Source organism: Arthrobacter sp. B0316-1-20 (genome assembly GCF_059091865.1).
In genome coordinates this window covers 173,703-188,765 of sequence record NZ_JBNHHC010000012.1, presented here as the reverse complement: position 1 = coordinate 188,765, position 15,063 = coordinate 173,703, and the positions used below count along the sequence as shown (strand labels likewise).

The 15,063-nt window shown below is 62.7% G+C and carries 10 protein-coding genes and 1 pseudogene; 6 read left to right on the top strand and 5 right to left on the bottom strand.

The annotated features are described in order from the left end of the window. Positions 1–11: 11 nt before the first annotated feature. Genes AC5RW2_RS20610 through AC5RW2_RS20600 form a run of 3 tightly spaced genes read right to left on the bottom strand, consistent with a single transcriptional unit; the run spans position 12 to position 4,197 of the window. Entirely contained in the window at positions 12–1,745 is a 1,734-nt protein-coding gene (locus tag AC5RW2_RS20610; RefSeq protein WP_494074437.1) for an acetyl/propionyl/methylcrotonyl-CoA carboxylase subunit alpha, read from the bottom strand. Continuing rightward, positions 1,742–3,442 carry a 5-oxoprolinase subunit B/C family protein gene (locus AC5RW2_RS20605; protein ID WP_494074436.1) on the bottom strand — a complete coding sequence of 567 codons (1,701 nt, stop codon included), beginning with the start codon at positions 3,440–3,442 and terminating at the stop codon, positions 1,742–1,744. The genes AC5RW2_RS20610 and AC5RW2_RS20605 overlap by 4 nt, the downstream gene beginning before the upstream one ends. Next, the gene (locus tag AC5RW2_RS20600; RefSeq protein ID WP_494074435.1) at positions 3,439–4,197 is read right to left on the bottom strand and encodes a LamB/YcsF family protein; all 759 of its coding nucleotides are present in this window, start codon (positions 4,195–4,197) and stop codon (positions 3,439–3,441) included. Before AC5RW2_RS20600 ends, AC5RW2_RS20605 begins: the two co-directional genes overlap by 4 nt. Before the next feature lie 273 nt (positions 4,198–4,470). Between AC5RW2_RS20600 and AC5RW2_RS20595 the strand changes: the two genes are divergently transcribed. Then, positions 4,471–5,295: a putative hydro-lyase gene (locus AC5RW2_RS20595; protein ID WP_494074434.1), complete on the top strand. Its 825-nt coding sequence runs from the start codon at positions 4,471–4,473 to the stop codon at positions 5,293–5,295. 76 nt (positions 5,296–5,371) lie between these two features. Here the strand turns inward: AC5RW2_RS20595 and AC5RW2_RS20590 are convergent. Continuing rightward, positions 5,372–5,845 (bottom strand): annotated as a pseudogene (locus tag AC5RW2_RS20590) (recombinase family protein). Between the two features lie 171 nt (positions 5,846–6,016). Beyond that, positions 6,017–6,460, bottom strand: a complete 444-nt coding sequence (locus AC5RW2_RS20585) for a helix-turn-helix domain-containing protein (RefSeq protein WP_494074477.1) — start codon at positions 6,458–6,460, stop codon at positions 6,017–6,019. A gap of 788 nt (positions 6,461–7,248) precedes the next feature. On the opposite strand from AC5RW2_RS20585, the gene AC5RW2_RS20580 reads away from it, so the two are divergent. The 5 genes from AC5RW2_RS20580 (at position 7,249) to AC5RW2_RS20560 (ending at position 15,063) form a co-directional block, all read left to right on the top strand. After that, the gene (locus AC5RW2_RS20580) at positions 7,249–8,871 is read left to right on the top strand and encodes a tannase/feruloyl esterase family alpha/beta hydrolase (protein ID WP_494074433.1); all 1,623 of its coding nucleotides are present in this window, start codon (positions 7,249–7,251) and stop codon (positions 8,869–8,871) included. Positions 8,872–9,052: 181 nt separating this feature from the next. Beyond that, on the top strand, positions 9,053–10,222 hold the full coding sequence (locus tag AC5RW2_RS20575) for an MFS transporter (protein ID WP_494074432.1): 1,170 nt from the start codon (positions 9,053–9,055) through the stop codon (positions 10,220–10,222). Between the two features lie 701 nt (positions 10,223–10,923). Further along, the gene (locus AC5RW2_RS20570) at positions 10,924–11,922 is read left to right on the top strand and encodes an alpha/beta hydrolase (protein WP_494074431.1); all 999 of its coding nucleotides are present in this window, start codon (positions 10,924–10,926) and stop codon (positions 11,920–11,922) included. A 650-nt stretch (positions 11,923–12,572) separates the two neighbouring features. After that, positions 12,573–14,120, top strand: a complete 1,548-nt coding sequence (locus tag AC5RW2_RS20565) for a purine-cytosine permease family protein (protein WP_494074430.1) — start codon at positions 12,573–12,575, stop codon at positions 14,118–14,120. A 625-nt stretch (positions 14,121–14,745) separates the two neighbouring features. Then, complete coding sequence (locus AC5RW2_RS20560; protein ID WP_494074429.1) at positions 14,746–15,063, top strand: 2Fe-2S iron-sulfur cluster-binding protein; 318 nt, start codon at positions 14,746–14,748, stop codon at positions 15,061–15,063.

Genomic DNA, 15,063 nt, shown 5'->3' with positions numbered 1-15,063 from the left:
TTTTTGCCTTGCTAACCGATGCTACCAAGGGCTTCACCTTCTTCGACGGCGGTGCCTGGCTCCTGCTGTCCGCGGATCAGGGTGCCGGACCGGTGCGCGGTGATGGTGGTTTCCATCTTCATCGCCTCAAGCACCACCACGGGGTCTCCGGGGGAGAGTTGGGCGTTATCGTCGGCGAGCCATTTGACCAGGTTGCCGTTCATTGGAGCCTGCAGTACTTCGGGTTTATGGGCGGCCTCCTCCTGGAGTGGGGCCGGGGCGGATCCGCCGCCGTTCATCAGCGATTCGAGAAGCCTGGCCGGCAGGCCGATGCGCATGGCCTTGCCGTCGACGTCGATGGTCAGCTCGCTGCGTTCGCTGTCCGGTTCGGCTGCGGCGATCTCGGGGGATGCCGCAAGTTCCTCAGCGAACTCGGACTCGATCCACGTTGTGTAGACGCCGAACGCCTCAGTATCGGTGAAGGCGGCGTTGCGGACCACGGCGCGGTGGAACGGCAACACCGATGGCACACCGGCGATGACCATCTCGTCCAGCGCCATGCGGGCGCGGCGGAGGGCTTGGTCGCGGTCTTCGCCGCGGACGATGAGCTTGGCCATCAGCGAGTCGTATTCGCCCGGAATTGTCGAGCCGCTGCGCACGCCGGAATCGACCCGGACGCCGGCGCCGGTGGGCGGTTCGAAGGTCACGACCCTGCCCGGGCCGGGGAGGAAACCGCGCGCCGGGTCCTCGGCGTTCAGTCGGAACTCGAATGCATGGCCAATAGGCTGCGGATCCTCGGTGAAGCTCAACGGCTCGCCGTCGGCGATGCGGAACTGCTCGCGCACCAAGTCGACTCCTGTGGTCTCTTCCGTGACCGGGTGTTCCACCTGCAGGCGGGTGTTCACCTCGAGGAAGGAGATAGTCCCGTCAATGGCGACGAGATATTCCACCGTCCCGGCGCCGTGGTAGCTGGCCTCGCGGCAGATCGCCTTGGCGGATTCGTGGATGCTCCGGCGCTGCTCGTCGGTGAGGAAGGGGGCCGGGGCTTCTTCCACGAGTTTCTGGTAGCGCCGCTGCAGTGAACAGTCGCGGGTGCCAACAACGACGACGTTCCCGTGGGTATCTGCCAGCACCTGCGCTTCGACGTGGCGGGGTTTGTCGAGGAAACGCTCCACGAAGCATTCGCCGCGGCCGAACGCAACGGTGGCTTCACGGACGGCGGATTCGTAGGCGTCCTCGATGTCCTCCATCCGGCGGGCTATCTTCAGGCCGCGGCCACCGCCACCGTACGCCGCCTTGATCGCCACCGGCAGCCCATGCTCTTCAGCGAATTCGATGACTTCCGCGGCGCCGTTGACCGGGTTGTCTGTGCCGGGCACCAGCGGCGCTCCCGCACGGACGGCGATCTCGCGGGCAGTGACCTTGTTGCCCAGGTCGCGAATGGACTGCGGCGAGGGGCCGATCCAGGTCAACCCGGCCTCGTTGACAGCTTCGGCGAAGTCGGCGTTCTCGGAGAGGAAGCCGTAGCCTGGGTGGACGGCGTCGGCGCCAGATCGTCGGGCGACGTCGATCAGCTTGGCGATGTCCAGGTACGTTTCTTTGCTGGTGCGGCCGCCCAGTGGGTAGGCCTCGTCGGCGCAGCGGACGTGGAGCGAGTCCGCGTCCGGATCGGAATACACCGCCACGGATTTCAGCCCGGCGTCGGCGCAAGCGCGGGCAACGCGCACGGCGATCTCGCTGCGGTTGGCGATCAAAACCTTTTTCATAGACGGCGCCCTTCCGGCTGGTTCTCGATGCCGGCGGTGCCGGCGGGTTGCAGGGTGTCCGGATCGACCAGGACGAAGCGGACGATGGTGCCGGGCGGCAGTTGGGCGGCAACCGGCAGGTCTTCGGGTACGACGGCGGCTATCACGGGATAGCCGCCGGTCACCGGATGGTCGGCCAGGAACAGCACCGGCAGTCCGGATGGCGGCACCTGCAGCGCGCCAGCCACGGTTCCCTCGCTCCGCAGTTCCCCTTCGCGGATCCGTTCGAGCGGCTCGAGGGGCCGATCTGGGCTGCTGCCGCCCGATGCGGGTGGCGCATACCCGGACTTGGGAAGTTCCAGGCGGAGGCCGATCCGGTCCGAACTGGAGCTGGCCAGCCAGTCCTGCCCGGTCAGCCGGTCAAGACCGGCGGGGCCGAACCAGTCGTCGCGCGGCCCGGCGACGATGTGCAGTACTGCGGTCCCGCCGTCGGCCACGCGCAGTGCGGTTGGTTCTGCGCTGCCGACAATGTGCCCCGGCTTGGCCTCGCCGACGGGGAGCACGGTGCCGGCTTCCAACGGCGCGGGGCCGAGGCCGGACATGGTGTCGGTGGAGCGGCTGCCGAGTTCCGTCTCGACACCGATCCCGCCGCGGACAGCAAGGTAGACATGCAGCCCGGCCGTCGCTCTGCCCAGCGTCAGGGACTCTCCATCGAGCAGGGCGAACGGAGCGTCCTGCTCCGGCAGCCGCCCGGACGGGGCAATAGCGAGGTCGACGCGGGCGCCTGTGACGGAGAGGACCTGGTCGCCGTGTGCCTGCAGCACCAGTCCGCCGAAGAGGTTCTCGATCACGGCCTCGCCGGCGCCGTTGCCGACCAACCGGTTCGCCTGGCGTGCGGACGGCTGGTCTAGGGCACCCGAGGTACAGACACCCAGGTTGGACAGGCCGGGCCGGCCGAGATCCTGCAGCAGGGAGCGCAGCCCCGCCGAGACGACCTTGAGGCCGGAAACCGGGGAGGCGGAGGATGGGGGAGCGGAGGCAGCACCGAGGGAAACAGTAGATTTCACGGAGGATTCCACCCCGTGCCCGGCAGCGATGAATTCGCGAACGGCGGTGAATCTGACGCGGTCCTGCGGGCGGATCAGTGCGGGGTTGGGCCGGTTGAGGTCCCAGAGCACGCTGCGGGTGTGTCCGATCAACTGCCAGCCGCCGGGGGACTTGCGCGGGTAGACAGCCGAGTAGCCGCCGGCCAGCGCCACCGCGCCGGCGGGAACGGAGGTGCGCGGGGTCGCGCGGCGCGGCACGTCGAGCAGGTGGTTCTCGCCCGTGAGGTAGGCGAAGCCCGGGGCGAAGCCGCCAAAGGCCGCGGTCCAGAGTTGCCCGGTGTGCGCGTTGACCACTGCCTCGGGGCTCAGCCCGGTGAGGCCCGCGACCTCGGCGAGGTCCTCGCCGTCGTAAACCACCGGAATGTCCACGGTTTCGCCGGTCCCGGCCGGTGCCTGGCCCAGTTCCAAATGTTCGACGGCAGTGCGCGCCGCGAGGGCGTGGGCGCGGGTGGCGCATTGAATCAGGACCGTAGCGGCCGCCGGGAGCACGTCGAGTTGGCCCGGCAGCGGGTCGTTGAGCAGGTGCGCGTGCAGCGCGAGCACGGAATCCAGGTCCGGGAGGTCAACCAGCAGCGCCCGTGGCCCGGCGAAATGTACGGCCTTGACGCTCACGCAAAGCTCCGGACCGTTACGCCCGCGGACTCGAGTCCCGCCCGCACCGCGGTCGCCATGGCCACCGAGCCGGGTGTGTCGCCGTGGACGCAGATACTTTCAGCCTCAACGGTGATGGTGGAACCGTCGATCGCGGTGATCTTGCCGGTTTGGGCCAGCCGGACCATATTGCCGACGACGGTGTCAGCGTTGTCGATGACGGCGCCGGGTTCACGGCGGGAGACTAACGTGCAGTCCGGGTTGTAGGCGCGGTCAGCGAAGGCTTCGGTCACGCCGCGCAGGCCGGCGGCTTCGGCCTTGGCCAGCGCGACCGAACCCGGCAGCAGGAGCAGCGGCAGGTCGCCACCGAAGGCACGCACCGCATCGACCACGGCCTGGGCCTGCGCCTCGTGGTGGACGATCGTGTTGTAGAGCGCGCCGTGCGGTTTGACGTAGCGGATCTGTCCGCCCGCGGTCTGGGCTAGGGCCTGCAAGGCGCCCATTTGGTAGAGCAAGTCATCGGCCAGTTCGGTCGACGTGCAGTCCAGGAAGCGCCGGCCGAAGCCGGCCAGGTCCCGGTAGCCTACGTGCGCCCCGATGGTGACGCCGGCGGCCACCGCATCACGGCAGGTCTGCGCGATCGTGCTCGGATCACCGGCATGGAAGCCGCACGCCAGGTTGGCGCTGGACACCGAGCGAAAGATCGCGGCGTCGTCGCCCATCTTCCAGTTCCCGAACGATTCCCCGACATCGCTGTTGAGGTCGATAGCAGTCATGTTGTGATACCCGTCTCGTATATTGTTCCAGACCAGCATGCCCTAAAAGACTGTATTGTTCAACAATCTTTCGATGGACGGGGTGCTGCTGGATGGCTTCGCATAACACTCCTTGTCTAGATTGTTCAACAAGGCATAGAGTGTCCCCGTTGCCTCGGTTCACGGGCTTTATCTATTGAACACGGCGGAGGGGCTTTGGCCTTGGTTCTACCGGTCCGCCATGCATCCCGGCTTGAACTCTCTGCCCGGCCTCTAACCTTCTGGAGCTAGACGATGACAAATGTGCAGGACACTTCCTACACCCTTACCCTGCCGGCAGACCCGGGCGCGCTCACTCCGGCCGAAGCCCGCGCCGCCTTCCGCTCCGGCTTGGCCGTTCCTACCGCCGGATGGTCGCGCGGCTTTGCCCAGGCGAACCTCATCATCGTGCCCCGCGAGCTGGCGTTCGATGTGCTGCTGTTCGCCCAGCGGAACCCCAAGCCGTGCCCGATCCTCGGCGTGATGGACGCCGGCGAAGTGACGGGGCCGCTATTGGCCGGTGGGGACGTACGCACGGACGTTCCGCGCTACACCGTCTACCGCGACGGGCAGAAGGTCGATGAGCCCACGGACATCACCGGGTACTGGCGCGACGATCTTGTGACCTTCATCGTGGGCTGCTCGTTCACCTTCGAGTCCGCGCTGCGCGAGGGCGGCATCCCGATCGCGCACCTCGACCAGGACGTGAACGTGCCGATGTACAAGACGAGCGTACGCTGCGAGCCCGCCGGATCCATCGCAGGGCCGCTCGTGGTCTCGATGCGTCCGGTCCCCGCGTCCCAGGTTGCCGACGCCGTCCGGATCACCTCCCGCTACCCGGCGGTACACGGCGCACCGGTGCACGTGGGCCACCCGCAGGAACTGGGAATCGCGAACCTCGCCCGGCCTGACTTCGGCGACCCCGTGCAAATCCCTGAGGGCCACATTCCGATGTTCTGGGCCTGCGGCGTCACGCCGCAGGCGGCGGTGATGGAATCGCGTCCCGCCCTTGCGATCGGCCATGCACCCGGCCACATGCTCATCACCGATGCCAGGGACAGCCAATACCTCGTTCCTTGATGGAGTAACGACGGCGGCACCGGGCGCCTCCGATTACAATGGGGTGCCCAGCATGGAATGTGAACGCGAACTGCCCCTACGGGGTTCGTTGGACGATGCGGTACACCGCGCTCCGGGCGACCTTGGAGAGTTCGGCGATCTCGGTGTTGTGTGTTGTCCTCCTTTATATAGGGAGGCGAGGTGGGCTTCCTGACTCTTGGAGAGTTTGAGTTGCTTGCCGCGGAGCCGGCCTTTGGCTTTGGCAACCTGCATCCCTTCGCGTGTGCGGGCTCGGATTAGGTCGGATTCGAAAGTCATACTTTTTTCTGTCGCGTGCATCGGGCAGGAAGCGGGCAAGCCGGTCGAGTTTGGTTATGACCAGGGTGTCGCCGGCGCGGACGGCGGCGAGGGCTTCACGGAGGCCGGGCCGGTCGCGGTGGGTGTCGGTGAGTCCGTGGTCAGTGTAGATCCTGTCTTCGGGTACGCCCAATGCGGCCAGCCCGTTCCTTTGGGCGGTGAGGTCCTGTTCTTGGGTCGATACACGGGCGTAGCCGACGACGTGAGCGGTCATGGCTCCAACGGTCGCGTTTAGGCTACCTTCACCGGGCTTTTTTGCGGGCGGGGTATACGCGAATCTAAGAAGCCAGTACTTGAATGGGATCTTCCCAGGCGGCGGGTGCCGTTTAAAGTGTCGCGGTCGGCAAAGTCCGCTAGACGTTGGCGCCCTGGGCGGTCAACAAGGTCAGGTATGGGCAAAGCGGGATAGGCCGGGCGAAACGAAGAGCACCGGTGGGTTAGCACTTTCCGGTTGCTCGTCGCTGGGCGGGTGAAGCAGGAACCGTCGAAGCGCAAGCGCCATGGCAGTTCGCGTTCTGCCGGCGGGAGTAGTGATATTCCATCCGAGTCGTCGCTCCAGCACGGCCTGGCGAGCCTGCATAGTTGAATGGTGGGTGAACGAGCGTGCAGCTGCTTCACGTACCGAGACACTCCCAGCAAGCGCGGCCAAGGTCTGGACAGCCCAAGGGGAACCATTCTCTAGAACGTCAATGGCCCGAACATCGGCAGGGCGCTCCTCGTCGAGGCTGTAGTGTCGGACCAGGTCGCCCCATACGCCGATGTCCTCGAATCGGACTAGTGATTCCCCTGGGTCGCAAGCGGTTCCGGCGGCTGCAAAAGCCAAAGCCATTCGTGCTTGGATCCATGCATCAGGCAATTCGCGCGCCTTTGTCAGTGGGCTCACCCCTGTTCTCTCCCCACTGCCCAACGCAGTTGCAGAGGTATCGGGCGCCGCGAGTGGTCCCCGAGGAGGCGAGACAAGGATCTGGGCCACGTTTCCGGGTCGGGCGACAACTCTGCACTGCGATGTAGGGTGCAACGCGAATCTCACGATGGCTTCTTCTTGTTTTCTCGGATCAGCCGCGGTCAAGACATCAACTAGGGATCCCTCTTGTTCTTCCGGTGTGGCTTGTTCTCTTCCACGAAGCGAGAGCATCGCTTGTGCTGCTGCTTGAAGGATGGCGGCATCCAGTACTCTCAAGTCGCCGTCCCGTTCGAGCCAGAGGGCTGGCGGTTCGCCGGTAAGCACGGGGGCCGAAGGCCATTCGGGTCTCGTATCCGCTGAGCTCGGGTTCGTAGTCTCACCTGTATGGGAGCGAACGTGTCTACCGGTGGTTGGGTCAAGGATGCGGACAGGAGTTCCGCTGAGCGAAGCCATAAGCTGCGCTATATCGAGGAGCGAAACCGACGACAGTTTCTGAAAGGCGGCGAGCACGTTAAGTGCCTCTTGCCCCGCTGGCTCGTAGAGAGCCAATTGCCTCAGTACCGTTTCCATGAAGCTCATGCTACGCCGAGCCTACACGGAGGACCGCCATCTGGCGGTTAAAGTCCGCCGGTTGGCATCTTGTTGCGGACACGCTGCCCTCGCTTGAATGATTCCGGTGCATACCGACGGCGGGCAAATGAGAGGAATGAGACATGGCGCAGTACGATCCGGAGGCCGGCGTGGTGCTGTCCGCGGCAGGAGAGAGCGTTGATGTAGTGCGAGCCAACTGCAACGTCGAAAAACTGCAATCGGCTCTCGCTATCTTTCCCACAATGAAAGTGGTCTTTGCGGGTATCAACGAGTCCGGCGTTTTCGACTCACCGTACGGCAGGATTGAAGAGCTGCCCGCTTTCTGTGACATCCGTGTGGAGGTAGCCGGACGCGCACATACTTCGCACGTCAAGATATGGGCACCCTTAGCCTGGAATGGCCGCTTCCTGGCTACGGCCGGCGGTGGTAATCGCTCCGAGAACGAATGGGTGACCGATTTTGAAGGTACCGGCGTTGAAACCTACGACATGGCTCCCACAATGGCCGCTGCCATCCGACGCGACTTCGCAACAGCCACAACGGATGCAGGCGTGAGAGATGAGCGCGATTTCGCATGGGGGCTCGACTTAGCGACGGGCGACATTGACCGTGAGCTTGCCAAGAATTGGCTTCACGGGGCGACGAAGGACATGGCAGATGCTGCGAAGGCCATCTTGACAGAGTTGTACACCGTGACCCCGACTTACTCCTACCTAATTGGTACGTCTGGAGGGGGCCGTCAGACGATGGTGACGGCCCAGAAGTACCCAGAAACATTCGATGGGTATTGGGCATCCTGTCCCGCTGTGAATTGGACGCATTTTTCATTAGTTGGCCTTTGGCCTTCGCTCGTGATGAAGGAACTCGGACACGTGCTGGTACCGGAGAAGCTCGAGGAATTCCGGCAGTACGCACTTGAAGCCTTGGAAGGGGATTCCGCGGTGGAGGATGGATTCTTGAGTACGATGAGCTTCCCTTCTCTCGATGCATGCGGTGCGATTGGTCGGACTTCAACCGCCGGGCGCCTAACAGAACTCGATGCCGAAGTCATGAACCGCATTTGGGATGGACCCCGAAGGAGTAATGGACAGGCCCTCTGGTATGGTCTGCCGGTTGGCGCCGAGACCTGGGGTGCGGGGCTGTGGGGTTGGGGATGGGTGGGGTATGAGGAACGGGAAGGAGAACTAGAACCGGTTCCTTTGAGCTACCACACTGATTGGGCAGGAGCCTGGGTTCAGCGGATGCCGGATTGGGACTGGCGTACCTGCAGCCTCGCTGAGTTTGAGGAGCTTTTCGACCGCAGCGTGCAGGAACTGGCGGAGTACGACTGCTCGGATCCGGATTTCTCTGGGCTCCAGGCTTCAGGCGGCCGGATGCTCCTCACCCACTCAACGGGAGACGGGTTGATCCCGCCCCAAGGCACAGTTCAATACCACGACCGTATCGTCACGGCTCTGGGCGGGGAAGTGGCGGCCGGCGACGTGGTCCGTTTCTTCCTTACGCCAGGGGGCGGGCATTCGAGCACGGCCGATGGATACGGAATCGGGATTTCATTGGATGAGGGCCTTCATGCACTCATCGAATGGGTCGAGTCAGGGGTAGCACCAGAAGTGCTCATCGGCCAGCGCATGAGTCGCGGCACGGGAGAGATTGAGATTACAAGGCCTGTGTGCCGATACCCCAACATGCCTCGGTACCTGGGCGGCGACCGGCGGCTTGCCACAAGTTTTGAGTGTCCACGCTAAGGCACATCAACCAAGAACTGTGTGAACGGGAATGCCCCGATGTATGACCGCTGACTCTACTCAGATCAGTCTGGCCCCGTTGCCCCTGCCACCGGCAATTGCATAGATCCAAATTCCTGAAATGGGAATAACGAATTAGAGCCGCGACCGCCTCCTGCGGTCGACTTGAATGGAGACTATTATGACCGCTACGCCAACGATGCTGCCAGCGCGTTCTACGGATCGTTCTATCTACACTGTTACGGCGGCGATGAGCGGGGTTCTATACCTCGTTCTCCTAATCGCCCCTGTCCTTGCGATCAAGCTCGCTGTTGACCTGGGCTTCACAGAAGGGCAGATCGGGGCTGTCTTCTCGTTCGAACTCGGGGCATTCGCTTTAGCAACGATCCCGTCCTATCTGTGGCTACAACGAGTCAACGTCCGCACAGCGATGTACGGCTTCGGGGCGGTCGTCGTTCTTGCCGACGTGCTCTCCGGGTTCCTCGTCGATTTCGGGCCCTTCGTCGCGATGCGAATTGTCGCAGCACTGGCGGCCGGATCGATGACGGTGATGATCCTTGGAATGGGGGGCAAGGCGAGTAACCCAGCCCGCGCATTTGGCCTGTTCATCCTTGCCCAGGGCGTCACCGGAGCACTCGTGTTGTTCTTCTTCCCACTTGTCTTTACGGGTCTGCCGATCGGTGCCTTGTACTGGACCATGGCAGGGCTTCTGCTCGTCGTACTCCCTGTTGTCCGCATTGTTGATCAAGACATCCTAAAAGGTAAGGCGAGCAGCGAGACCGATGTAGAGGTGCTTCAGAAGGACTCGCCTCGGTTTTTCGCTGGCCTGCTCGCAGTCTTGTTCCTCTTCACTTCTGCAGGAGGTCTGTGGGCCTTCTTCGGCGTGTTTGCGGAAGCTGCCGGCATCTCCCTGGACACCACGAGCTTGTCATTGTCGATCGCCACCCTTCTCGGTATCGCAGCACCGCTAACTGCGGCCATTTTGGGAGACAGGCCGCGGGTTCGTCCTTACGTCATTGCCGGTTTCCTGCTTATGCTCGCAAGCGTGGTCCTGTTGTTCGGGTTGGGCAGCGCCGTCGTCTTCGCGATCTCGGCTTCGCTTTTCAATTTGGGTTGGAGCTTCCTCCCGGCCTACCTGTTATCCGCGATCGGCCGCGCGAGCGGAGGCTCCCCGCACGCACTGAGCACGACGAATCTACTGGTCGGAGTGGGGTTCTCCGTGGGGCCCCTCGGAGCAGGCTTCATCCTGGAAGGAGCAGGTGGCGTTCCAGCGCTCCTCGTATCAGGCTTAATCGTTCTGGGGCTCGGACTCGGCTGCACCGCATTCGCTTTGTCCCGCAGCCCAAAGTGACGCTTGTTGATGGGCCGGATCGCCAAATCTGATCGTAATGGAGAGACTCCCGGAAGCCATGATTCCACGCGGAACCTAAGCTGTGTCATGCGTCCGACACTCACCGGGGAGATCACAGAAGATCAAAGTGACACGAGGGGCCGCCGCCTTGGATCGCGAAGTCCCATGAGTCTCTGCGCCACGCAAAGCGGTCACTCGGCGCTCAACGCCCGAGGTCCTGTTGGTTGATGAGTCCGGCCTTGTCCTTTAACCTCGGGATACCCAGACCCATGTTTCCGAGCCTCTACGGTTCAACGCCCGCACCTCGTTTAGAGACGCGATTGTAGGCTTTCCTTGATCCTGTTCCTGATGCTTTGTACTCTTGATCAGAACTTGAATGAACGCTAAATAATCAATATTTGGGTGACGTTAAACCTTCAACAGCTCCAAAGGAGGCGGAAAGAGGGCGGGCGAGTAGGAGCCTGCCCACTCCAAATCGGGACATAAACCACGTCCGCGGCGACGTCAAGGGGCTGCTGGACAAGTAGTGATCGGATTAGACGACGCCGAGGATATGACAGGGTAACCGACGCCCCCGGACCTTCCGGCGGCCCTCGCTCTGACTGAACAGGGAACACTCGTCCATTATTCGTTCAGTTTGTGGCCCGTTATGGCCAGCGGCCTATCACCTTGCAGGAATTTGTCGAAATTATTTGGGAGTCGTGACTGTGGCGCATCCAGGGGTAAGTGAGGATCAGGCCGTGCAAGCCGGAGAGAAGGTCGAGTTTGATGTAGAGGGCTGCACAATCCGAGGGACCTACTACGCGCCAGTCCGAGTGAACGAACCCTGGCCGGTGATCGTCCTTGGGCACGGCTGGGGCATGGTCGCGGGCGGTGACCTGGAGGACTATGCGGCCGCGTTTGTGGCCCGTGGCTTCGCTGCCTTGACCTTCGATTTCCGCAATCTCGGAGCCAGTGACGGCGAGCCACGTCAGGAGATCGATCCGCACCGGCAGGTGGAGGACTTCAGGGCGGCCATCAGCTACGTTCGTTCCCGGCCAGATGTGGACGGTGGAAGGATCGGAGTATGGGGGAGCAGTTACAGCGGCGGCCACGCTCTCGTGGTTGCTGCCCTGGACCGACGGGTTCGCTGCGTCGTGGCACAGGTGCCTACGATCAGCGGCTGGCGCGCGGCCCGGCAGAAGTTGTCGAGCAAGGACTTGCTCCACCAACAGGGCTGGTTTGAGGAAGAACGCGAGGCCCGGTTCGCCGGAGCGGATGCTGCTGCCGTCCCGATGGTAAGTCCGGAACCGGCTGCCGCCGTCGCCTACCCGGGCCGCGACTCCTATGAGTACATGTGGGGGCAGGGACAGATCTGCGAGAACTGGCGCAATTCGGTTACGGTTCGCTCATTGGAACTTTCGCGCGGCTACGAACCCGGCGTCTTCGTCGAACGGATCGCACCAACCCCGCTCCTGATGATCATTGCTGATTCGGACACAGTGACCCCAACAAATCTCCAGCAGGAGGCCTATCAGAGGGCACATCATCCGAAACAGCTGCTTCTGGTTCCTGGAGACCATTACTCCGTTTACTCCGCCTACTTCGACGTGGCAAGTGCTGCTGCAGCAGATTGGTTTGCCCGCCACCTGCTCCCCGACCAACCCGGATTTTGGAGCGATGGTCCATCCCTCCCTCTCCGCCCTCCCAGCCGGCGGTGACCACGGCCGAAAGGCCCTTTCAAGGTCACGGCGCCGGTTTCCCCGAGCTCGCGGCACGCGGCAGCTAACCCGCGCCGCGTTCTATCGAAATTGCCGCCGGGGGAATATGAGTAGCCTTGCTCTGCCGCACCAAAGGCAAGCCGCTTCATGCCAGTCGGCGGAGCATTCTCAGCCCATAACGGGGTGTCGGTACCGCGGGTGCACGCCGACATTGCTACACGCTGCCGGCTGGGCTTTCTACACCATTGACGATCGGAGCCTAAATCCCACCTATGCCCGAGCGAACTTGGCCGGTCGAGAGGGGCCAAGGGACTGAAATAGAACGGACACAACTCTTGACGCACATCTTTAATGAATGTTAAATCATGTGTGTCCGAGGGTGTTCCCGAGCATGCGGGGGACGGGGCAGCGCAGACGTGGGGACGCACCAAGCGAGCGAAGAAGCAGGATTGCTGATTATTCAAACTTCAGCACAGCCAGGTTCAGAGCCGAGCCCATTCACAGCGGCGATTCCAAGGACTCGCCCTGCTCCGCGAGTATTTCCGCACCAATGGGCTTCGTCCGCGGCAGAGAGTTACATAGGCCCAGGCACAAGCCTGCGGTGCGCGAGCAACAGAAAAGCACTCCACCAACAAAGCAAGGTGACGGAAATGAACAGCCCAGACGAAATCCACGCACAGCCGCGTCCAACGCTCGAGCTTCGCGGCTCAGACGATCCCCGCGTGGTCGAGGAGCAACGCCAGGCGGAATACACGAACCATGTCGTTCCACCGACCGCCCGCCTCAATAAGTGGGCCGTCTTCAGTGGATGGTCATCGATCGCCAGTGCCTTGGCGTTTGTCTACTACGGAGCCCTCTCGGCAAGCCTTGTCGGCGTGCAGCAGGCCATCATCGGGATAGTCTTGACGGTTGTCGTGTATTCCGTGCTTGGCACCAAGAGTGCTAAGGAAGCTATCAAGTGGGGGCTGAACTCCACGTTGCTCTCCCGCGATCTCTTCGGTTTCCGCGGGGCTGCTCTGGCCCCGTTCTTGATTGCCACGGCGGCCATCTACTATGCGGTCTTCGAAAGTAGCGTGCTCGCTGTCGCTTTGCAGTCGTTCTTCCAGGTGTGGGACATCCGCGTGTGGTATGCCATCGTCATCGCAGGGATGTGGCCCCTGATGCTCGGAGGCATGCAGACATGGTTGAGTAAACTCAATGGCATCTCGCTGCCCATCTACTTTTTCGGTCTGATCATCGCGGTCATTGCAGCCGGCGTGCGGTTCGGCTGGGAAGGTGACTGGTCTGCATTCGAGCCCGCTGAGCCGACTACGGCCATTCCGGGATGGGTGACTGTGTTCGTCCTCTACATGGGTGTCTGGCTCCTCTTCCCCGACACCCAGGACGCGGCCCGCTTCGGCCGCAAGGAAGACACGAAGTTCCACGGTTCCGTCAGCTTCGGCTGGGTCTTCTACTGCATCGCCTTCCTCTTCAATGGACTCGTCGGCATTTTCATCGTCGGTCTGGCCGCGCCCGACGCCAGCTCCGAATCTGGGGTCGTTCAGGGGGTCATCACCTCGATCGGCGCTGTCGGGCTAATCGTCATCATTGTCAGCCAGGTGCGCATCAACTCCGCGAACTTCTACTTCGCCAGCGTGAACCTGGAACGATTCGTTGCCCACTTCAGCCGACGGAACCTCTCCCGTCGAGCCTGGGTTATCGCTCTGCTGGCAGTTGTCTTCGGCCTCATGTTCACCAACGTGTTTAGCTATATCGCTCTGGCTCTGGCCTGGCAGGCAGTTCTGCTCGTTTCCTGGGTCGGCATCATGATCACCCACTGGATCATCGACAGAGACGCAGAACCGGAGTTCAGGCCCGCACGACTGCGGGCGGTGGCCCCAGGCTTTGTGGTTTGGGTAGTGTCGTCAGCCGTGGGAATCGTCCTTCTCCAGCTGCCCACTCAGCTTCCCACCTGGTCGGCGCTCGCCCCGATTGTTTCGCTGGCGATCTCGATGCTGCTCTACTGGATCATCCGTGCTGCAGGACTCAGTGCGCGTAAGGCTAGGCAGCCGGATCTCGTCCGCTCCGAAGTTCAGGACCTCTGGGATGTGCGCGTCAAGTGCAATGTCTGCGACCTGAGCTATGTTGCCTTCGAGGCCAACACGGCCCGAGAGGGGAGCCGGATCCTCTGCCTCGACTGCCAGTCTCGGGACGACTGAACCAGAGCCGGGGGTCCCGAAAGCGAACTGCGAAGGGCGCCCGGCTTGAGCTTAACAAACCGAGGGCCGTTGCTGTGGGTCCCGGGAGCGGCCCGCGGGGCCACCGGCATCGCGTACCTGCCCCGCGGGCCTTGTGCGGCCTCGGGGTTTGTCCGGAAAACTCATCCAGTTCATCGAGCTCTGCTCTCGAACAAGGCGCGAGTCGCCTGTCGAACGCCGCGAGTAACTCGGGTGGACCGCTGACGTCTGAAATCCTGCTGGTGGCCGGCCAAGCGTGACTCCCCGCTTGTGCTGGTTCAGACTGCACCGGGCATAAGTAAGAAGCAGGCCGCTTCCGCGCGACGTAACCGTTGACGGGGGTCTCCCGAGGCTGCCTCAGGGGAATCCATCACCGCAACCTGTTGATCCGATGCACCTGGCAGGGTGAGCACGACACGGCCGGGACAGAGATCGCTCCCCTCCAGCATGAAGACCGCCTGGGGTCCGCCTGCAAGCCGTAACCGGGAGCAGCTGTTGCCTCGCTACTGGGACGTGGTGCAGTTCACAGAAAACCCTTGACGTTTCTCTTTCCTTAACGTTAACTAAAGAGAAATGGCACCGACTGCACAGAGTAAGGAGATCCCTGATGCCTAACATCACCTACCACCACCCCAACGGCACCGTCGACACGGTCGAGGTCCCCGAGAACATCTCGGTTATGCGCGCCGCACTGACCAACAGCGTCGATGGAATCATCGGCGAGTGCGGGGGACAGGCCATGTGTGCCACGTGCCACGTCTACGTGCGCGGCGACGTCGAGTTGCCCCAAGTCTCAGATGACGAGGACGAGATGCTCGACTGCACGGCCGAAGACCGCCTCGAAAGCTCTCGTCTAAGCTGCCAACTCATGGCCGGTCGTGACTTCGATGCGCTCGAGGTCAACATCCCCGAGAGCCAGAGCTGA